Origin of the sequence: Parvibaculum sp. (assembly GCF_049671045.1) — a bacterium.
GTDB lineage: Bacteria > Pseudomonadota > Alphaproteobacteria > Parvibaculales > Parvibaculaceae > Parvibaculum.
Window position 1 is genome coordinate 16,912 of the sequence record NZ_JBATUH010000049.1, and the last position, 19,239, is coordinate 36,150.

At 65.0% G+C, this 19,239-nt stretch carries 21 protein-coding genes; 10 read left to right on the forward strand and 11 right to left on the reverse strand.

The genetic code is table 11. The annotated features are described in order from the left end of the window. Positions 1–13: 13 nt before the first annotated feature. Both WBG82_RS06290 and WBG82_RS06295 read right to left on the reverse strand, forming a co-directional pair. Complete coding sequence (locus WBG82_RS06290; RefSeq protein WP_424422740.1) at positions 14–1,354, reverse strand: hemolysin family protein; 1,341 nt, start codon at positions 1,352–1,354, stop codon at positions 14–16. A gap of 313 nt (positions 1,355–1,667) precedes the next feature. Next, on the reverse strand, positions 1,668–2,408 hold the full coding sequence (locus WBG82_RS06295) for an SOS response-associated peptidase (protein ID WP_424422742.1): 741 nt from the start codon (positions 2,406–2,408) through the stop codon (positions 1,668–1,670). Positions 2,409–2,566: 158 nt separating this feature from the next. On the opposite strand from WBG82_RS06295, the gene WBG82_RS06300 reads away from it, so the two are divergent. From WBG82_RS06300 to WBG82_RS06315, 4 genes are all read left to right on the forward strand, one after another. Beyond that, the gene (locus WBG82_RS06300; protein WP_424422744.1) at positions 2,567–3,013 is read left to right on the forward strand and encodes a Fur family transcriptional regulator; all 447 of its coding nucleotides are present in this window, start codon (positions 2,567–2,569) and stop codon (positions 3,011–3,013) included. 111 nt (positions 3,014–3,124) lie between these two features. After that, entirely contained in the window at positions 3,125–3,907 is a 783-nt protein-coding gene (locus WBG82_RS06305; protein WP_424422746.1) for an SDR family NAD(P)-dependent oxidoreductase, read from the forward strand. A 78-nt stretch (positions 3,908–3,985) separates the two neighbouring features. After that, positions 3,986–4,393 (forward strand): TIGR02301 family protein, encoded by a 408-nt coding sequence (locus WBG82_RS06310; protein ID WP_424422749.1) that lies wholly within the window; start codon positions 3,986–3,988, stop codon positions 4,391–4,393. 206 nt (positions 4,394–4,599) lie between these two features. After that, on the forward strand, positions 4,600–4,896 hold the full coding sequence (locus tag WBG82_RS06315) for a hypothetical protein (protein ID WP_424422752.1): 297 nt from the start codon (positions 4,600–4,602) through the stop codon (positions 4,894–4,896). 97 nt (positions 4,897–4,993) lie between these two features. Here the strand turns inward: WBG82_RS06315 and WBG82_RS06320 are convergent, their stop codons facing one another. Genes WBG82_RS06320 through WBG82_RS06335 form a run of 4 tightly spaced genes read right to left on the reverse strand, consistent with a single transcriptional unit; the run spans position 4,994 to position 10,116 of the window. Beyond that, entirely contained in the window at positions 4,994–6,538 is a 1,545-nt protein-coding gene (locus WBG82_RS06320; protein ID WP_424422789.1) for an acetolactate synthase large subunit, read from the reverse strand. Positions 6,539–6,585: 47 nt separating this feature from the next. Continuing rightward, a complete protein-coding gene (locus tag WBG82_RS06325) occupies positions 6,586–7,227 on the reverse strand; it encodes a LysE family translocator (RefSeq protein WP_424422755.1) in 642 nt (213 codons plus the stop codon). A 20-nt stretch (positions 7,228–7,247) separates the two neighbouring features. Beyond that, positions 7,248–9,101, reverse strand: a complete 1,854-nt coding sequence (locus WBG82_RS06330) for an AMP-binding protein (RefSeq protein WP_424422757.1) — start codon at positions 9,099–9,101, stop codon at positions 7,248–7,250. 22 nt (positions 9,102–9,123) lie between these two features. After that, the gene (locus WBG82_RS06335) at positions 9,124–10,116 is read right to left on the reverse strand and encodes an MDR family oxidoreductase (RefSeq protein ID WP_424422760.1); all 993 of its coding nucleotides are present in this window, start codon (positions 10,114–10,116) and stop codon (positions 9,124–9,126) included. A 189-nt stretch (positions 10,117–10,305) separates the two neighbouring features. Here WBG82_RS06335 and WBG82_RS06340 point away from each other — a divergent pair, with 189 nt between their 5' ends. After that, entirely contained in the window at positions 10,306–10,722 is a 417-nt protein-coding gene (locus tag WBG82_RS06340; RefSeq protein ID WP_424422762.1) for a VOC family protein, read from the forward strand. Between the two features lie 181 nt (positions 10,723–10,903). Further along, positions 10,904–11,149, forward strand: a complete 246-nt coding sequence (locus tag WBG82_RS06345) for a Usg family protein (protein WP_324297257.1) — start codon at positions 10,904–10,906, stop codon at positions 11,147–11,149. A 73-nt stretch (positions 11,150–11,222) separates the two neighbouring features. Here the strand turns inward: WBG82_RS06345 and WBG82_RS06350 are convergent, their stop codons facing one another. Continuing rightward, positions 11,223–12,560 (reverse strand): dihydroorotase, encoded by a 1,338-nt coding sequence (locus WBG82_RS06350; protein ID WP_424422765.1) that lies wholly within the window; start codon positions 12,558–12,560, stop codon positions 11,223–11,225. Then, positions 12,557–13,522 carry a glycosyltransferase family 9 protein gene (locus WBG82_RS06355; protein WP_424422768.1) on the reverse strand — a complete coding sequence of 322 codons (966 nt, stop codon included), beginning with the start codon at positions 13,520–13,522 and terminating at the stop codon, positions 12,557–12,559. The genes WBG82_RS06350 and WBG82_RS06355 overlap by 4 nt, the downstream gene beginning before the upstream one ends. A 243-nt stretch (positions 13,523–13,765) precedes the next feature. Between WBG82_RS06355 and WBG82_RS06360 the strand changes: the two genes are divergently transcribed. From WBG82_RS06360 to WBG82_RS06375, 4 genes are all read left to right on the forward strand, one after another. Continuing rightward, positions 13,766–14,695, forward strand: a complete 930-nt coding sequence (locus WBG82_RS06360) for a YgfZ/GcvT domain-containing protein (protein ID WP_424422771.1) — start codon at positions 13,766–13,768, stop codon at positions 14,693–14,695. Further along, the gene (locus WBG82_RS06365) at positions 14,685–15,284 is read left to right on the forward strand and encodes a DNA-3-methyladenine glycosylase I (RefSeq protein ID WP_424422774.1); all 600 of its coding nucleotides are present in this window, start codon (positions 14,685–14,687) and stop codon (positions 15,282–15,284) included. The genes WBG82_RS06360 and WBG82_RS06365 overlap by 11 nt, the downstream gene beginning before the upstream one ends. A 278-nt stretch (positions 15,285–15,562) precedes the next feature. Next, positions 15,563–15,997: a bactofilin family protein gene (locus tag WBG82_RS06370; RefSeq protein ID WP_424422776.1), complete on the forward strand. Its 435-nt coding sequence runs from the start codon at positions 15,563–15,565 to the stop codon at positions 15,995–15,997. A gap of 389 nt (positions 15,998–16,386) precedes the next feature. Next, complete coding sequence (locus tag WBG82_RS06375) at positions 16,387–17,511, forward strand: beta-ketoacyl-ACP synthase III (protein ID WP_424422779.1); 1,125 nt, start codon at positions 16,387–16,389, stop codon at positions 17,509–17,511. 67 nt (positions 17,512–17,578) lie between these two features. On the opposite strand, the gene WBG82_RS06380 is transcribed toward WBG82_RS06375, so the two are convergent. The 3 genes from WBG82_RS06380 to WBG82_RS06390 form a co-directional block, all read right to left on the reverse strand. Then, positions 17,579–17,953, reverse strand: coding sequence for a hypothetical protein (locus WBG82_RS06380; RefSeq protein ID WP_424422781.1), 375 nt, complete (start codon positions 17,951–17,953; stop codon positions 17,579–17,581). A gap of 30 nt (positions 17,954–17,983) precedes the next feature. Next, entirely contained in the window at positions 17,984–18,844 is an 861-nt protein-coding gene (locus WBG82_RS06385) for a universal stress protein (RefSeq protein WP_424422783.1), read from the reverse strand. Positions 18,845–18,847: 3 nt separating this feature from the next. Then, positions 18,848–19,239, reverse strand: a 392-nt coding sequence (locus tag WBG82_RS06390) for a hypothetical protein (RefSeq protein ID WP_424422786.1), incomplete at its 5' end; no start/stop codon positions are given.

Sequence of the window (19,239 nt, forward strand, 5' to 3'; positions counted from 1 at the left end):
GTCGCGCCTTTTCCTAATCGGCCGTGCGGGCGAGCGGGCCGCCGATCGGCAGGTTCTGCGCCGGAACGACGAGGATCTTGTCGATGCGGGGGCCGTCCATATCCACCACCTCGAAGCGATAGCCGTTCCAGCCGAAATAATCGCCCTCGCGCGGCAGGCGTCCGAACCAGTTGAACATGACGCCGGCAAGCGTGTTGACCTCCGCCTGTTCGTCGCCCGGCAACTTCGTCAGCTTCAGAAGGCGGCGCACCTCGTCCACCGAGACGACGCCGTCAATGATGAAGGACCCGTCGTCGCGCGACACCACGGCCGGGTTCGCATCGACCGCGTGCTCGGAAATATCGCCGATGATGGCGAAGAAGATTTCCGCCATGGTCAATGTGCCGACGACATCGCCATATTCATCGATGATGAAGCCCATGAACATGCTCTCCGACTGGAGGATGCTCAGCGCCTTGAGAACGGACGCGGTGCGCGGGATATAGATCGGCGGCGACATCTTGCGCAGCAGCTCGTCATTCGTCCGGGGCGAAAGGAAGAGATCCTCAAGCCGGATCATGCCTATCGGCGCGCCGTTCATGCCCCGCCGCACCGGATAGCGCATTTTCTGTTCGGAGCGAATGACCCTCAGATTTTCCTCCACCGTGAAGTCCGTATCGAGCCACGCCATCTGGACACGCGGCGTCATGATCTCGCTGACACGCATGTCGCCAAGGCGGAACACGCGATTGACGATGTCGCGCTCGACGCTGTCGATGGCGCCAGCGGCAGCACCCTCCTCCACAAGATGCTTGATCTCCTCCTCGGTCACATGCGCGACCTGCTGGCCCGTCAGGCCGGCAAGCTTCAGCACCGTCTCGGTCGACCAGGAAAGGAGATCGACGGCGGGGCCGAATATGCGCGTCAGCGTCGTCATGGGCCTCGCGATGGTCGCGGCGATCGCTTCCGGGTTGGCGAGCGCGAGACGCTTCGGCACCAACTCGCCGAGGATGAGCGTCAGATAGGTGATGACAATGACGACGGCGCCGAGGCTGATCTGGTGCGCGTAAGGCCCGACATGAGGCAGTTGCACGATCGTCGCCGCGATGGGCTCGGACAAGGTCGCGCCGCCGAAAGCGCCGCTGAAGACGCCGACAAGCGTGATGCCGATCTGCTGGGCGGAGAGAAAACGGCCGGGCTCGGCATGGAGCGCCAGCGCCGCCTCATAGCCGCCGACCGCGCCCTGCGCGCGCATGCGCGCGGACATGAGCGCCTGAAGCCTCTGCCTTTTGGCGGAGACGATCGCCATTTCCGCGAGCGAGAAATAGCCGTTCAGCAAAATGAGGACGAGCAGGATGATGATGTCGGATAACATTTGGTCCCCGGCTGGCCACGGCGCCCGGGGATTATACAGGCAGAGGGGTGTCCGGCGCGAGACGCCTTAGCACCTTCGCGACTTGTGAAATTCCGTCACCCCTGCCGCCATGGCGACGCCTGCGCTCCGCGCTTTTCCGGGCAGGATAGGGCGCCTCGAATGAAGGCGCCCCTCCGCCCTCATGCACGAAAGTCTCACCATGCGCCGCGCTGGCGATGTTGACAGGCGCTTCAGGACTCTTGCGTTATGTGCAGGAGCCCGCCGCAGACAGGCAGAGACGGCCGCGGCCGATGCCGCATATCGAGGCAGGCACCTAGAAAAGATCGCCTTGCCGATCGTCCGTGGACTTCCGTTTTCTCGGAGCCGGTGCCTCGGGCGCTGCCTTCGGGCGGACATGCGCCCTCACGATCAGGCCGGGATTATCGTTGGCGACGCGGTTGACCCCCTCGCCGACGGGCACCGCTTCCAGCATGTCGTCCGACGCCGGTTTCATCAGCGCCGAGAGTTCCTTCCCCGGCGTTGCGGGGTCGAGCCATCGCGCCCAGTCCTTCTCCTCGAGGATCACCGGCATGCGATCATGGATCGGCGCGAGAGTGGCGTTCGCATCGGTCGTGGCAACCGTGCAGCTTTCGATCTCGCTTCCATCGGCGGACATCCAGTTGTCCCAGAGGGCGGCCATGGCGAAGGGCCTGCCGTCGCGGCGGCGAATGTAGTAGGGCTGTTTCGGCCCCTTCGGCATCACCTTCCACTCGTAGAACCCATCGGCCGGCATCAGGGCGCGGCGATGGCGAAAGGCGGCGCGGAATGAGGGTTTCTCCGCGATCGTCTCCGCGCGCGCATTGATGAGAAGGGTTTTCGGCTCCTCCTTCGCCCAGGAAGGAATGAGGCCCCAGCGCACGAGAACGAAATGCCGGCGCCCTCCCTCGAGGCGGATGATGGGCACGGGCTGCGTCGGCGCAATGTTGTAGCGCGCAGGAAAATTCGGCCGCTCGTCGAACTCGAAGAGGGTCCGCATCGCCTCGGGAGGCATGGTGATGACATAGCGTCCGCACATGGCTTGCGAGCTTAGCCGCCGCGGCGGGACAAGTCCTCCCGATATGTTGTAACATCGCCACCATGGCGGAAGAGAGGAAAGCGGCGCGAAAGGCGCCCGGTCAAAAGCCCCAGGGCGGCAAATCCCGGGAACACCGGCTCCACGATCACGATATCTGCGTGGACGAAGCCATGAATGTCGCGCGCGCGCTTTGCGAGGAGCGAGCGGTCGCGCTCACGCCCATCCGCGAGAAGGTGCTTCAGATCGTCTGGCGCTCGCACAAGCCGGTGGGCGCCTATGAGGTGCTCGACGAGTTGTCGCGAACGCACAAGGCGGCGCGGCCGCCGACGGTCTATCGCGCGCTGGATTTCCTGATGGCGGAAGGGCTCATTCACAAGATCGAATCGCTCAACGCCTATCTCGGCTGCGTCGAGGCGGGCGCGCCGCATACGAGCCAGTTCCTCATCTGCCGCAAATGCGGCACGGCTGAGGAGATCGTCGATCCGAAGCTCGACAAGGCGCTCGACGCTGCGGCAAGGCATGTCCGCTTCATCGTCGAGCACAAGGTCGTCGAGATCGCCGGGCTCTGCGCGCCCTGCGCCGCCGATTCGGCGGAGCGGCCCTGAGCCTGCCCGCCTCCCGTCTGCCCCACCCTCCATCTACCCAAACCATTGAGTAGAAGCGCGCGGACAGGCATAAACTATCCCCATCGATATTCACCAATCCGGGGAACCATCATGGCTTACAAACCTTTCGATCTGACCGGCAAGGTCGCACTCGTCACCGGCGGCAATGGCGGCATCGGGCTCGGCATGGCCGACGCTATGGCGCAGGCCGGCGCCAACATCGCCATCTGGGGCACGAATGAAGACAAGAACGCCAAGGCCGCAGCGCAGCTCAAGGCCCATGGCGTCAAGGTCTATACGCGCAAGGTGAACGTCGCCAACGAGCAGGAAGTCATCGACGGCATCGGCGCCACGGTGCAGGAGCTCGGACGCATCGACAGCGTGTTCGCCAATGCCGGCGTCGGCTATGGCGCGCCCTCCTTCCTCGAAATGTCGACGGAGATCTATCGCAAGACGCTCGCCGTCAATCTCGACGGCGTGTTCTGGACGCTGCGCGAAGCCTCGCGCCACATGGTCGACCGCGCGAAATCGGGCGATGCGGGCGGATCGCTCGTCGGCGTTGCGAGCCTCGCCGCCATCGAAGGCGCGGCGCGCAATCAGGCCTATGCGGCGACGAAGGGCGGCGTGATCTCGATGATCAAGTCCTGCGCCGTCGAATTCGCCCGCTTCGGCATCCGCGCCAACGCCATTCTCCCGGGCTGGATCGCAACCGACATGACGGCGGGCGCGCAGGCCAACAAGGCTTTCGCCGAAAAGGTCATCCCGCGCGTCCCGGCGCGGCGCTGGGGCGAGCCGGAGGATTTCGGCGGCGTCGCCGTCTACCTGACGTCGAACGCATCCTCCTATCATTCCGGCGATACCTTCATCATCGACGGCGGCTACGCGATCTTCTGAGCCGCCCGCGGCGCAACTCCTGCAGGTGTTCCATCGCGCCCCGGCTTTGCGGGGCCGGTGGAGCCCTGGCGGAGTGGAATGGCACGCTCCCTGTTCAGTTTCGGGACGAGACGGATGCTTGCAGGCGGGTTGCTGGCGGCATCCCTGGCGCTCGTCCCCGCCCCGGCCCGGGCCGATCCGATGGCCGAAGGACTGGAACGCCTGTCCGAGATTCTCGGCGCGGCGCATCATCTCCGTGCCGTTTGCGGCGCCAATGAGGGCGCGCTCTGGCGCAACAAGATGATCGACCTCCTCGAAGCCGCCAATCAGGACGCATTGCAGCGCCAGGTCCTGATCTCGCATTTCAACAGCGCCTATCACGAGGCGCAGGAGAAATTTCCGCACTGCACCGAGGCTGCCGCTACGGAAACCAGAACCATTTTCGACGAAGGACGCGCACTCGCCGCCCGGCTTTCAGGGCCCGACAGGAGCGCCCGCGCCTTTTGAACTGGCAATTTTTTCCGTAAGAAGGCCGGCGTCGTCGCTTGCCTCTTTGCGTTAACCTCTCCTTCACGAGAAACGGGACTTTTCCTGCGCTTGTGCTACAAAGGCGATTGCAGGTGTACGAAACCGGTGCTTTACGAGCGGCCTCAGGGCCGATCGTTCGCGCCTTACGGGCGGCGCTCTACAAGAGGCGCGACACAGAGGGCGTGATGGCCGAAGACTCATCCAGCGATACCATGTTCAATGCCTTCGACGAGGAAGGGCTCGATCCGTCCGCGCCTGACGAGGCCGAGCAGCGCCGCATGGCGCTTCAGAACATTCTCGATGCGTGGGACGAGGCGCTGGCCGAAGGCGTCTCAGCGGACATCCTCGCGACCACGGCGATCTTCGCCGCTCTCTCGGACATGGTGGAAGCCTATGGCGAAGAGGCCGTCGCCGAGATGGCGACCGGCCTTGCGGACCGGGTCCGGCAGGGGGAATTCACTCTCAATCGAGTGATGAACTGAATTCGTCCCTCGCGCGGCCTCAGCCGGCCGCGCCCCTCGCTCTTCAATTTTTCAATTTGTCGCGTTTCCGAACCGCGTTTGCGCTTCCGGGACGCTCCTAGATCATCACCTCGATGAGCCGCGGCCCCTTCGCCTTCACGGCCGAAGCGAAGGCGTCCGCGAAGTCCTCGACCGTCTCTACACGGACGGCCTCGACGCCCATGCCATGGGCGAGGCTCGTCCAGTTCAGCTCCGGATTGTGCAGATCGAGCATAGAGAGCGCCTTGGGGCCCGGATTTCCGGCACCCACACGGGCAAGCTCGATGTTCAGGATCGCATAGGAGCGATTGGCGTAGATCACATTCACCACATCGAGCTTCTCGCGCGCCTGCGTCCAGAGCGCCTGAAGCGTGTACATCGCGCCGCCATCGCCATGCAGGCAGACGATCTTGCGATCCGGGCAGGCGATGGCCGCGCCCGTCGCGAGCGGCAAGCCCTGCCCGATCGAACCGCCGGTCAGGGAGAGATGGTCATGAGGGTTCGCCGTGGCGGTGGCGATCTGCGCGCCGAGGCCGGAGGTAGCCGCCTCATCGGAAATGATCGCGTGCTCGGGCAGATAATGCGCGATGATCTGTCCGGCGGAGAACTGGTCGAGCCTGCCGGTCGGAAGCTCGGGCTTGTTGAGCGGGGCGACCAGGGCCGGCTCCTTCGGCGCGCCGAGCGCATCGGCCAGCGCCTCCAGCGCCGCCACGCCGTCCTCATGCGCATGGGCGAGATAGCGAATGTCGCAGCCCTCGGGCGTGCACCAGCTCGGCTTGCCGGGATAGGCGAAGAAGGAAACGGGCGGCTTCGCGCCGACGAGAATGAGCGTCTCCACATCCTTGAACGTATCGACGATCTGCTCGGCGAAATAGGGAATGCGCTCGACCGCGACGACCCCCGCGCCGCGCTGAAGCCGGGGCGCGAAGGTGTCGCACATGATGCGCACGCCGGTCTTGGCCGCGATGCGCCCGGCAGCGACAAGCCCACGCTTCTTCAGCGCCTCGCCGCGAATGAGGATGACCGATCTGCGGCCGCTCTTCAGCGCCTCCGCGGCGCCATCGATGGCCTGCGATGAGACGGGCGCCGGCCCCTGAACGGGAAGCGCGGGCGCTGGCCCGTCGGCATCGAGCCAGGCGGTATCGGCCGGAAGGATCAGCGTCGCGATCTGGCCGGGCGCGGCACGCGCGGCCTGCACGGCGCGCGCGCCATCAGCCGCGACCGTTTTCGGGCTCGGGCTCGAATGGATCCAGCCCGAGACCGGGCGCGCGAAGCCCTGAATGTCGGATGCGAGCGGCGCATCATATTGCGCGTGATAGGTCGCGTGATCGCCGACGATGTTGACGATGGGCGTGGCGGCGCGGCGCGCATTGTGGAGATTGGCAAGACCGTTCGAGAGGCCGGGCCCGAGATGGAGGAGCGTCGCCGCCGGCTTCTCCGCCATGCGGCCATAGCCATCCGCCATGCCTGTGACCGCGCCCTCGAAGAGGCCGAGCACCGCGCGCATGCCATCGACCTTGTCGAGGGCTGCGACGAAATGCATTTCGGAAGTGCCTGGATTGGTGAAGCAGACCTCCACACCCGAGGCGACCAGTGTCCGCACCAGGCTTTCAGCGCCGTTCATCTTCTCCATGATCTCCCCGGAATTTTTATATTTAAAGAGGCGGCAGATTAGCCGAGGTAACGATAGAGCACACGGCCGAGAACGACCAGACCGAAGAGCACGATAAGGCCGCCCGAGACGCGATTGACGACGACGAGCAACCGGTCGCTCATGCGCTGGCGGAACATGCTGACGAAGCCGGAAAGCGCCGCCCACCAGAGCGCCGAGCCGATGAAGACGGAAATTACCAGCGTCACCGCGCGGCCGTAACCGGCATCCTGTGCGGTCAATCCTGCCACGCCGCCGAAAATGGCGAGGAAGCCGAGCATCGTCGCCGGATTTGTGATGGTGAGCGCGAAAGTCGTCACGAAGACGCGGGCAAGCGCGCCGGACAGATTTTCCTGCGGCCCGTTCTCGAGATGCGGATGCGCGACAAAAGTTCGCGCACCGAGCGCGAGCAGAAAAATTCCGCCGATGAGCTGCATCACCAGTTCGTAGCGAATGACGAAATCGATCGCAGCTGTCAGTCCGAAGGCGGAGATCGTCGCGAAGATGCCGTCACCCGTCGCGGCCCCCATGCCGGACAGAAAGCCCGTGAGCGTTCCGAAGCGCAGCGTCCGCCGGATGACGATGAGATTGACCGGCCCAATCGGCGCGGCGACCGCCACTCCGATCGCCGCACCGCTTGCCACAAGCCCCAGATCCAGCATTCGTCAACCCGTCTTCCCGGTCACGCGACCACGACATCATTGCCGGGCGGGTCCGTATAGAGCTTTTCCACGAGCCCGGCGCGGCGGCCGAGTGCCACAGACTGGTTGATGTACCCCTTGTCGGTCAGTTCGCCCGCATCGATGCTCGGCGGCTCGACCATGAGAAGCGCGCGCTCGACGCGCGTGCTCGAGCCTGGATTGGTCTTGTTGTGGCCGCGCAGCCCCTCCGCGAGCCGCTCCAGCACGGCGGGATGACGCACGAGGTCTTCGATGGCGAGATCCTGATCGCCAGCGACATTGCGGCAGGCGGGAATGTTGGGGAAGCCGAGCACGCCGATATAGGCGCGGTCGAGGCCCGCCACGAGCGCGTCCTGAAGCAGACCGCCCGTCGCCGCCAGCACATCGACGCGCAGCTTGCCGGCGCTGACCCATGTTCCGGTCGAGAGCTTGAAATCCTCCGCCACGCGGCCGTCGAAGACGAGACCTTCCAGCGGATTGTCGGGATCGACGAAGCGCGCGCCGTCGCCGAGGCGGTAGAAGCCTTCCTCGTCATAGGCCTCGCGGGTCTTCTCCGGGTTCTTGTAATAGCCCGGCGTGATGCAGGCGCCGCGCACGCGCACTTCCATCTTGCGTCCGACCGGCGCGAGCTTCAGCTCGATCCCCGGCAGCGGCAGGCCGATGAGTCCCATGCGCTCCGTCGCCCAATGGACGTTCATGATGGTCGGCGCCGTTTCCGTCGCGCCGTAGCCGGACGAAAAGATGATGCGCTCGCCGACCGTGCGGATGGCGATTTCCTGAATGCGCTCGTAAAGGTTCTGGCTCAGCGCCGCGCCGCCATAGGCGAGCGTTTTCAGCCGCGAGAAGAAGTTGCGGGCAAGCGCCTCGTCCTTCTCCAGTTCCTCGACGAGAAGCGTGTAGGCGGCGGGCACATTGGAATAGTTGGTCGGCGCGATCTCCCGCAGGTTCTGCACCGTCTCGGCAAAGCCGCCAGGCACCGGACGCCCGCCATCGATATAGAGCGTGCCGCCCGCGACGAGCAGATTGTTCAGGATCGCATTGCCGCCAAAGCAGTGGTTCCACGGCAGCCAGTTGAGAAAGACCGGCGGCTCGTCGCCTTCCTCGACCACCGTCACGCTTTTCGGCATGACCGAGTTCACGCACATCATGCCGCTCGTCATGATGACGGCCTTGGGCATGCCGGTGGAGCCGGAGGTGAAGAGATATTTGGCGACCTGATCGTGGCCGAGCCTCGCGTAGCTTTCCTCCACCGCCGCGCCCGGCGCCGTGGCGACGAGATCGGCATAGGCCGTGCCTTCCGACCCGTCGACGGTGACGAGCTCGACACCATCGAGAGGAAGCGCCTTCAGTGCGCGCGCGAAGGGAGCCGCCTCCTGCATGAAGATCATCTTCGGCTCGATGAGGTCGAAGACATATTTCAGCTTCTCGAAATCGGAGCTGATCGTGCTGTAGGACGGCGAGACGGGCGCCACCGGCACGCCGGCGAGAATGGCGCCATAGGTCATGAGCGCATGCTCGATCGAATTGCCCGAGAGGATCATCAGGGGCGTCGACTGATCGAAGCCGCGATCGAGAAAAGCCTGGGCGATGGCGTTCGTCTTCCGCTCGGCATCGGTATAGGTGAGCAGGTCCCACTCGCCGAAGCCTTGCGTGGCGGGCTTGCGCTTGCCGAGCCAGACGCGATCCGGCGCCTCGGCCGCCCATTTGCGGATGGGGGCGACCAGATTGGCCGGCACCTCATGTAGCGGATGCGGATTGCGCAGCAGGATCGAGCCATCGGCGCGATGCTCGACCTCCACGCGGGGCTCGACATAGTTCGCCTTGCGGAAGGGCGGCTTCGTCATCTGCACGTTCATTTCTTCTCCCCCCGGACGCGGCTCACGCCTTCACATCGACGACGACGCGGCCGCGCACCCGCCCCGCAATGATCTCCTCGCCAAGCGCCGGCACATTGCCAAGCGTCGCGCGGCTCGTCATCCTGTCGAGCGCCGCGAGATCGAGATCCTTCGCCAGACGCGACCAGGCTTCCACCCGCTTCGCCTTCGGCGCCATGACGCTGTCGATGCCCGCAAGCGTCACGCCGCGCAGGATGAACGGCGCGACCGAGCCCGGCAGGTCCATGCCCTGCGCAAGCCCGCAAGCGGCGACCGTGCCGCCATAGCGCGTCATCGAGAGCACATTGGCGAGCGTGTGGCTGCCGACCGCATCGACGGCACCTGCCCAGCGCTCCTTGCCGAGCGGCCGCGCGGGGCCCGAAAGCTCGTTGCGGTCGATGATGTCGGCGGCGCCCAGGCCCTTCAGATAATCGGCTTCCGATGCGCGGCCCGTCGATGCGATGACGCGGTAGCCGAGCTTCGCCAGAAGCGCGATCGCAACCGAGCCCACGCCGCCCGCAGCGCCGGTGACGAGCACATCGCCCTTGTCAGGCGTCACGCCGTGGAATTCGAGCGCCATGACGCAAAGCATGGCGGTGTAGCCCGCCGTGCCGATCGCCATGGCATGAGCGGTGGAAATCGAATCCGGCAGCTTCACCAGCCAGTCGCCCTTGACCCGCGCCTTCTCGGCATAGCCGCCATGATGCGTCTCGCCCACGCCCCAGCCATTGAGCACCACCCGGTCGCCGGGCTTGAAGCCTTCATGCGTCGATGTCTCGACCCGGCCCGCAAAGTCGATACCCGGAATGAGCGGCCAGGTGCGGATGACGGGCGCCTTGCCGGTGAGGGCTAGCCCGTCCTTGTAATTGACCGTCGAATATTCGACCGCCACCGTCACATCGCCTTCCATGAGGTCATCGAGGCCGATCTGCACGAGTTCCGCCTTCTGGCCGGAATCGGTTTTCGAGACGCGAATGGCGCGAAATGGCTCGGTCATGGGTTTCCCTGTCGTTTCCTGGAAATCAAACGGGGCTTCTTGCAATCCCCTCGGCGCACAAACGAACCCAAATCCGGGCGCCGGTCAAGGCCGGGGCTGCCCGCGGGGACCGGGCGGGCTAGACTTCCTGCCCTGTTCATTTCATCCGCGCCGCTACCCATATGGGCTTGAGACAGGAGGAAAATGCCCATGAAACCCGCTCTCACCCATATCGCGCTCCATGTCCGCGATCTCGATGCGTCCAAGGCGTTCTATGCGAAGTTCTGCGGCATGAAGACGGTGCATGAGCGCGGGGACAAGGGCGAGCGCGTGGCCTGGATCGCGGAAGATGGCAAGGAGCACGCCTTCGTCATCGTCATGATCGAGGGCGGCAACCGCCCGGCGCAGCGAGGCGACGACTTCACGCATCTCGGTTTCGCGCTCGCGAGCCGCGAGGCGGTGGACGAGATCGCGCGGCGCGGCGCGGACCATCTCGTCTGGCCGCCCAAGACGCTGCCCTATCCCGTCGGGCATTTCTGCGGCCTTGCCGACCCCGATGGAAATGTCGTCGAGTTCAGCTATGGCCAGCCGCTCGGGCCCGATGCCGACGAGCAGCGCTCTCCTTGAGCGAGTGCCAGGAATTCGGCCACATATCGGAGAAAAATGCGCTCGCGCGGCGAGGATCATCGACGGCGCCGCTTTCTCTTCGCTAGACTCCTTCATCGGCATAAGCCCATCGAGACGGCGAGGCTTTCGCTCGCCCAGAGACAGAGGTGCCGAAGTGACGACAGCGTCCGAATTCCAGAAGATGCTCGACGGCTACCGGCTGGTGACCGCCGAGATCCTCTATCGCATGCCGGATCATCCCGATCTCATCCAGACCTATATCTGGCAGGAGTACGATCTCGAGCCCCGCTACCCCGTGCTGACGGACTTTCTCCGGTTCTGGGAGAAAAATCTCGAAGGGCCGCTCTATTCGGTGCGGATCGCCACCCGGCGCGTCATCAGCCCGTCCGAATTTCCGTATGCGAATTATATGGTGACACTGCACTAGGCAGAGCTCTCCTCATGCCCCGCGTCATGCGGGGCATCCACGACTTCGCGGCCGCGCATCGAAGAAGGACGGGCTATCCCCTTGGCAGCGCCTCGAGAAAGGTGACGGGCTCGCCCGCCGCCGCGCCGATGATCTCGTCGTCCCACATGACGCGGCGTCCGCGAATGACGGTGCCGATGGGCCAGCCCGTCACGGTCTTGCCGTCGAAGGGCGTCCAGCCGCACCGGCTCGCGATCCAGTCATTGGTGATGGTGCGGCGCGCCTTCAGATCGACGATGGTGAGGTCGGCGTCATATCCGACCGCCACGCGACCCTTGCGCGCCATGCCGAAGACGCGCTGGGGGCCATGCGAGGTCAGATCTGCGAAGCGCTCGATGCTGAGGCGCCCGGCATTCACATGGTCGAGCATGATCGGCACCAGCGTCTGCACACCGGGCATGCCAGAGGGGCATTTCGGATAGGTTTCGGCCTTTTCCTCGCGCGTGTGCGGCGCATGGTCGGAGCCGAGCACGTCGACGATGCCGGCGGCGAGACCCTGCCAGAGCCCTTCGCGATGACGGGCATCGCGGATGGGCGGGTTCATCACCGCATAGGAGCCGAGTTCCTCGTAACATTCGGGCGCGGCGAGTGTCAGATGCTGCGGCGTCACCTCGACGCTCGCAATGTCCTTCGCGGCGGCGAGCAGCGGCATCTCGTCGGCGGTCGAGACATGCAGCACATGGATGCGCTTGCCCGCCTCGCGCGCGAGCTTCAGGAGCCGCGTCGTGCAGAGGACGGCCGCCTCCGCATCGCGCCAGACGGGATGCGTCTCGATCTTGCCCGTCTCGGCCAGCGGCCGGCGATCGCGCAGGCGGAATTCATCCTCGGAATGGACGGCGGCGCGGCGGTTGATCGCCTTCAGCACGCGGCGCACATCCTCGTCGCTCGCCACGAGAAGCGTGCCCGTGGAGGAGCCCATGAAGATCTTGATGCCGCAGCAGCCGGGCGAGCGCTCCAGCTCGGGCAGGAGATCGACATTCTCCGTCGTCGCGCCGCCATAAAAGGCGAAGTCGCAATACATGCGATGGCGCGCGCGCGCGACCTTGTCGGCGAGAAGCTCCGGCGTCGTCGTCGGCGGCTTGGTGTTCGGCATCTCGAAGACGGTCGTGACGCCGCCAAGCACGGCGGCGCGACCACCCGTTTCGAGGTCTTCCTTGTGCTCGTTGCCGGGCTCGCGCAGATGAACCTGACTGTCGACCACGCCCGGGAGAACGTGAAGGCCCGTCACATCCACGATCTCGCCTGCGCTCGCGGTGGCGAGGTCGCCGATGGCCGCTATGCGCCCGTCGCGAATGGCGATGTCGGCCCTGCCGACGCCATCATGATTGACGAGGGTGCCGCCGCGGAGAATGAGATCGAAAGATGCGTTCACGCGATTTCCTTTGTTTGCGAGGAAGCGGTGCGGGCGAGAAGTGCCACTGCCGCCTCATATACCTTGTCGACGGTGAGGTCGTGCATGGCGCTCGGCCCGGAGAACTGGCTGCCTTCTTCCGCGATGATCTGTTCGTGAGAGCGGGGCCCGCGCACCTGCGCCGTGTTTTCGCCCCAGGGATCGTAGCGCCCGTCGGGCGTCGGGCCGAAGAGGCCGAGCGTCGGCGCGCCAGCCGCGGCCGCCAGATGCATCAGGCCGGAATCGTTCCCGACATAGAGCCGCACACGCTCGAGAGAGGCCGCGACTAGGTTGAGATCCTCGCCGATGAGTTCGATCCGGCGCTCGTCGGGCACGGCCTCTAGGATCGGGCGCACGAGATCGCGCTCGCCCGGCGCGGCGGCGATGAGCACATGGGCGCCAGCGAGCGGCGCTCCCGGTCCCGTCAGCCGACCGATCAGCTCGGCGTGATATTCCACCGGCCACATCTTGCGGGGCCAGGCGGCCGAGGGACCGACGGCAAGCACGGTGCGGCCCTCGGGGATGAGTTCGCGCGCGCGGGCGCGGGCCTGCGCACCCGGCCAGACGCGGGGCGAAGGCGCCGGATCGAAGCCCGCCACGCTCGCATTGTGGATCACTCGGTGCAGCGTATGGTTCGAACGCAGCACATGGCGCTTCTTCGCCCAGAGCAGAAAGGCCGTCGCCGACCCTCTCAGATCGACCACCGCCTCGAAGCGGCGGAACATGGTGGCCGAGAGAAGTTTGCGCCAGTGGCCGGCATAGGGCTCTTTCCTGAGCTCGATGACCTTTTCGACGCCCGGCGCATGCCTGAAGAGTGGCGCCGCGAGGGGCCCGCAGGCCACCCAGAAAAGCGCGCCCGGATAGCGCTCCATCAGCCCGGCGAGAAGGCCCGTCGAAAGCACGCCGTCGCCGATCCGGTTCGATGTGATGAAAAGAATGCGCATTCCGGCGGAGGGCCGATCCTGGCGTGGGGTAAGGAAAGCGGTGCGGAGTATAGGTGCGCCGCTCCATGCTGCCAAGGCCGGACCCGGAGCATATGTGCGCCTGCGGCGGCGGCGGGGCCGCCCCGAAGTCAATCCCGGCCGCGCGAACGCGATCCCGCAGCAAAATCGGCTGGACTTGCGCCTGATTAGGCGGTTGCCTAAATGAGGCCTCGGGCGCCGTTGCTGAAGGGATGAGATGTGAGCATGAGTGAGCTGAAGGCTGCAATCCTGCCCGACCGGGGGGTTCTGCGCGTCGGAGGCGCGGATGCCCGCGAGTTTCTTCAAGGGCTCGTGACGAATAATGTCGATCTGGTGAAGCCGGGCGAGGCGATCTATGCGGGCCTTCTGACGCCGCAGGGAAAATTCCTCTTCGACTTCTTCATCACGAGCGAGGACGGCGGCTTCATCCTCGATTGCGATGGAGGACGCGTTGGCGAGCTGCAAAAGCGCCTCACCTTCTACAAGCTGCGCGCGAACATCACGCTTGAAGACCTGAGCGCGGAACGCTCGGTCATCGCTTTCTGGGGCGGCGCGCAGGCGGCGTTCCCCGATCCCGCTTCCACCGATCCGCGCCTCGCGGCGCTCATGTATTCCGATCCGCGCCTCGCGGCGCTCGTTTATTCCGATCCGCGCCTCGCGGCGCTGGGGCACCGCGCGATCTCGAGCGCGCCGGAAGCAGCGATCGCCGCGGCGGGCGCGAGGTCGGCCACGCCCGCTGACTATCACCGCCATCGCATTGCGCTTGGCGTCGGCGATGCGGCGCAGGACTTCGAGCCCGATCGCAGCTTTCCTCTCGAGGTCAATTTCGACGAGCTCCATGGCGTCGATTTCCACAAGGGCTGCTTCGTCGGCCAGGAAGTCACCTCGCGCACGAAGCGGCGTGGCAGCGTGAGAAAGCGTCTCATCCCCTGCCGCGTCCAGGGCGACCTTCCGAAACCGCGCACGCCCGTGCGCGCCTCGGGCCGCGAAGCCGGAACCGTCTTTTCGGGCGATGCGGAAACGGGCCGCGTACTCGCGCTTCTGCGGCTCGATCTCATCGAAGGCGCCGTCCTCGAAGCGGGCGAAGCGACCCTCACGCCGGAACGGCCCGACTGGGCGGCGTTTTCACTCGCAGAGGAGAGCGATGAAATCTGAAGCTCCGCAAGGCTGCCCATGGCCGGGCGACGATCCGCTCTATCGCGCCTATCACGACGAGGAATGGGGCGTGCCGGAATTCGATGACCGGGCGCTCTTCGAGAAGCTCGTTCTCGACGGCTTTCAGGCCGGGCTCTCATGGATCACGATCCTTCGCAAACGGGAAAATTTTCGCGAAGCGTTCGACGGCTTCGAGCCCGCGCGCATCGTGCGCTACACGCCGGCGAAGGTGGAAAAGCTCCTCAGGAATGAAGGCATCATCCGCCATCGCGGCAAAATCGAGGCGACAATCGGCAATGCGCGCGCGTGGCTCGACATTATGGATCGGGATGGAGGTTTCTCCGGCTTCGTCTGGGATTTCGTCGGCGGCGCTCCGGTGCAGAACGCCTGGCCGAAGATGAGCGCCGTTCCCGCCGAGACCGATATGAGCCGCAAGCTCTCGAAAGCATTGAAATCAGCGGGTTTTCGCTTCTGCGGCCCGACCATCGTCTATGCCTTCGCGCAGGCCGTCGGCATGGTCAACGATCACATCGTCACCTGCCCGCGACACAAGGAATGCGCCCGCGTCGTGCAATCGCGATCACGCTGAACGCAATTCCTTTTCGCTGCCTCACGCTTTCGCCACATTGTGGACGCATCCCGACCAATTTGTGGCGATACGGTCATTGCTCGTTTCAATGTAGCGTAGGGAGGCCAGGGACGATGTTCAAACGCCCGAAGGACACTTCGGATTCCAAACCTGCGGGGGGGTCCGCCGAGCCGCTCGCCCAGAGCGGCACCCGCATCGTCGAGAAAACCTCCCAGAGCGAAAGCGACACATCCACAAATCGGGTGGTAACCCCAGCCTATGAGGTGAGGAAAGCAGCCGTGCGCACACTTCAGAGCAATTCTCCGACGCCCTCTTCGTCGAGCGCGACGCCCGCAAACCTTCATGTGGGGCGCGGATTGAAGCTCGAAGGCAAGATCCAGTCCTGCGACACGCTCGTCATCGAGGGCGACGTGCAGGCGACGATCGAAAGCGGCTCGCTCACCATCAGCGAAACCGGCGAAGTGCGCGGCGAAGCGACCGTCGATCAAGCCGAGATCAACGGCAAGTTCGACGGCACGCTCATCGTGAGGAAGTGCCTCACCATCAATTCGACCGGCAGGATCACCGGAACGGTTCGTTATGGCGAACTCAAGGTGGAGCAAGGCGGCAAGATCACGGGCGAGATCGAGTCGACCGAGGCCGGTGCCGCAAGCAGCCCCCTTTCCCGGCCCGAGCCGAAAAGCGCGGCGATCAGCCCGGCGGCGCAGGCCTGAGGCCGCGCCCGGCCGGCCCCGCCGGCATGCGCGCGTCTCCCGGTGCTCTCCGGAGATTGCGTGCAGGCCGGTGCAGGCGGCCCCTGCGTTAACGACGTTTCCACCATCGGCGGACGGGCCTCGCCATAGGGGCAGAAGTACCCTTTGCCTATAGGCAGTGGAAACCCTCCTGACAGTGTTCTAGATTGACCCTGGCCAAGGCGTGATCCGGAAGGTCGCGGACTTTCCGGACAATCACGCTCAAGATTCAACAGTCTGAGCGCGATCCACCCCAAGGCGCTTGCGTGCTTGCGGGTCGCGTATAGGGGGAGGATCGCCGGTGCCGGGAACACGCGAAGGCCATCGAGCCGGCGCGTCCGGAGCCGCGCGCGAAACAATCAGGTGAGAAATTGACTCAAGTCGTCATCAGCGGGACCGGCGTTTTCACGCCGCCCTACTCGATCAGCAATCAGGAACTGGTCGAAGCCTTCAACACATATGTCCGGAAATTCAACAGCGACAATGCCGAAGCCATCGCAAGGGGCGAGGTGGAGGCTCTGAACGAGTCGAGCGTCGAATTCATCGTCAAGGCTTCGGGCATCGAGTCGCGCTTCGTGATGAACAAGTCGGGCATCATCGACCCCGAGATCATGGCGCCGCGCCTGCGCCAGCGCTCCAACGAGGAGCCCTCCATCCTCGCGGAAATGGCCGTCGACGCGGCGAAGAAGGCGATGGCGCGGGCGAACAAGACCGCCGCCGATATCGACGCCGTCATCGTCGCCTGCTCGAACCTCGAGCGCCCCTACCCCGCCATCGCGGTCGAGGTGCAGGACCTTCTCGGCATCGAGGGCTTCGGCTTCGACATGAACGTCGCCTGTTCGTCGGCGACGTTCGGCATCCAGACCGCCTATGACATGCTGCGTTCGGGCTCGGTCAATTGCGTCCTCATCGTCGACCCCGAAATCTGCTCGGGTCATCTCAATTTCCGCGACCGCGACAGCCACTTCATTTTCGGCGACGTGTGCACCGCCATCATTCTCGAACGCGCCGAGACATGCACCGCGCAGGGCGCCTGGGAAATCCTCGGCACGCGGCTCCTCACCAAATTCTCCAACAACATCCGCAACAATTTCGGCTTCCTCAATCGCGCGACGCCCGAGGGCATCGGCGCCAAGGACAAGCTCTTCGTGCAGGAGGGCCGCAAGGTCTTCAAGGAAGTCGTGCCGATGGTCTCCAAGCTCATTCTCGACCACATGGCCGATGAAGGGCTCGATCCGAAAGACCTGAAGCGCATGTGGCTCCATCAGGCCAACAAGAACATGAACGACCTGATCGGCAAGAAGGTGCTGGGGCGCGACCCGGAGCCCGGCGAGCAGCCGAACATTCTCAATACCTATGCGAATACGAGTTCGGCCGGCTCCATCATCGCCTTCAGCCAGTACAGCGAGGACCTGAAGCCCGGCGATCTGGGCCTCATCTGCAGCTTCGGCGCCGGCTATTCGGCGGGCAACGTGCTGGTGAGAAAGCGCGCCTGAAGAGCGGCCGCGAAAGCGCCGGGCCGTTTCCCGAGAAACGGCCCGCAAGCGGTGCCGAGCCCCCGGCCTATCCCTTCACATAGGGCTCGACGCTGACGATACGGAAGGCACGCGCCTCGCCATCCCGTTCGTTCACGGAGAGATATTCGCCGGTCTTCACCGCGTGGCGATCGAGCTTGAAGAAGGGCTCCTCGTCGCCCACGATCGTCTCGTCATAATCGATGAACCAGTTAGTGCCCGCATGGCGCAGGCGGCCCCTCTGGTCCTCCTGCCCGCCCCAGAAGCGGCGGACGACGCAGTCCTTCGCATGGCTCTTCCAGGATATCGGGTCGAGCCTCCCCTCCTCATCGAGCGGCACGACGAAGTCATAGCCATGCCGCGACGAGCCTTCAGGGAATTCATCGTTGCGGGCAAGGACCATATGAACGCGGTAAAGTGTCATTTTCCTTTTCACCCCTGATGAAATGCGGGTTCAGTGCGCCATGAGAACGGGGATCGTCGCATGCGAACGGATATGGTGCGTCGCGCCGCCGATGATGTATTCGCGCAGGCGGCTGTGCCCGTAACCGCCGACGACAAGAAGATCCGCACCCGTCTTTTCGCATTGTTCCAGCAGCACCTCGCCGACGGGCCTGCCTTGCGCATCGACGAGGCGGGCATCGGCGTCGATACCGTGAAGGGCGAGATAATCCGCGAGCATGGCGGTCGAGGCGGGATCGGGCTCCTTGCCGCCGATGCGGAAGATCGTCACCTTCTTCGCCCGCTCGAGAAACGGGATCGCGGCCGTGACCGCGTGAGCGGCTTCCGCGCTTTCGTCCCAGCCGATCGCGACCGAGCCGCCGATCTCCAGCGCCGCCGCCTGGGGCGCAATGAGAACGGGGCGTCCGGCGTTCATCATCGCCGCCTCGAGCGTGCTGCCGCCTGCAATGCCGACATTACCCTCTCCGAAAATCACGATGTCGGAGAGCCTGCTGTGAGCGGCGACGATATCGTCGCGATGGCCGGTCACATCGAGAAACCGCGCTGAAGGCAGCTCCACGCCGCCGCCCTTGCTGGCGAGCGGCACGCCCACTTTCGCGGCCGCTTCCGAGAACATCGCGCGTGCGCTCGCCGAGGCGCGGTCGGAGCTTTCCTTCGCCGCCCGAAGCAGGTCCTCGATCACCTGGCCCGACACGCCGTCGCCGAGATAGGGCAGCGCCTCGGTCGGATCGGCCCTGACGAAGAGCCCCACCGTCTGTGCGCCGAATGTTCGGGCCACCGTCATCGCCGTCACGATCACGGGCCCCTCGGCCGCCGCACCGGAGAGAGGTACAAGGACCTTTCGGACGAGCATGATTCAAACTCCTTTGGTTTGCTTTTCCGGTGCCGGGCGGAGAGTGCGCTCGCCGCCAAGCAAAAGCAGAGGGCAGCCCGCCGCGGCGGAGAGCCTCGCTGCATCATTGTCGTCGGCCAGCCAGTCCGCATTGACGACGATCAATCCGGCGCCGGCCTTTCTGGCGGCGGCGGCGATCTCGGCCGCTCCGCGTTCGCGCAGATGGATACGGACAAAGGGCACGCCCGCCCGCTGCGCCAGCATTTCGGCAAAAGCGCTGCATGTCTCGCCCGCGCTCGAGCCATCGTCGATGGTGGCGATCGGCCGGACAGCCACACCAGCGGGAGCGGGCCCCGCGGCGCCCGCGCCGAGGACGCCTCTCGCCGCGACGCCGCGCGCCACCAGAAGCACATCGG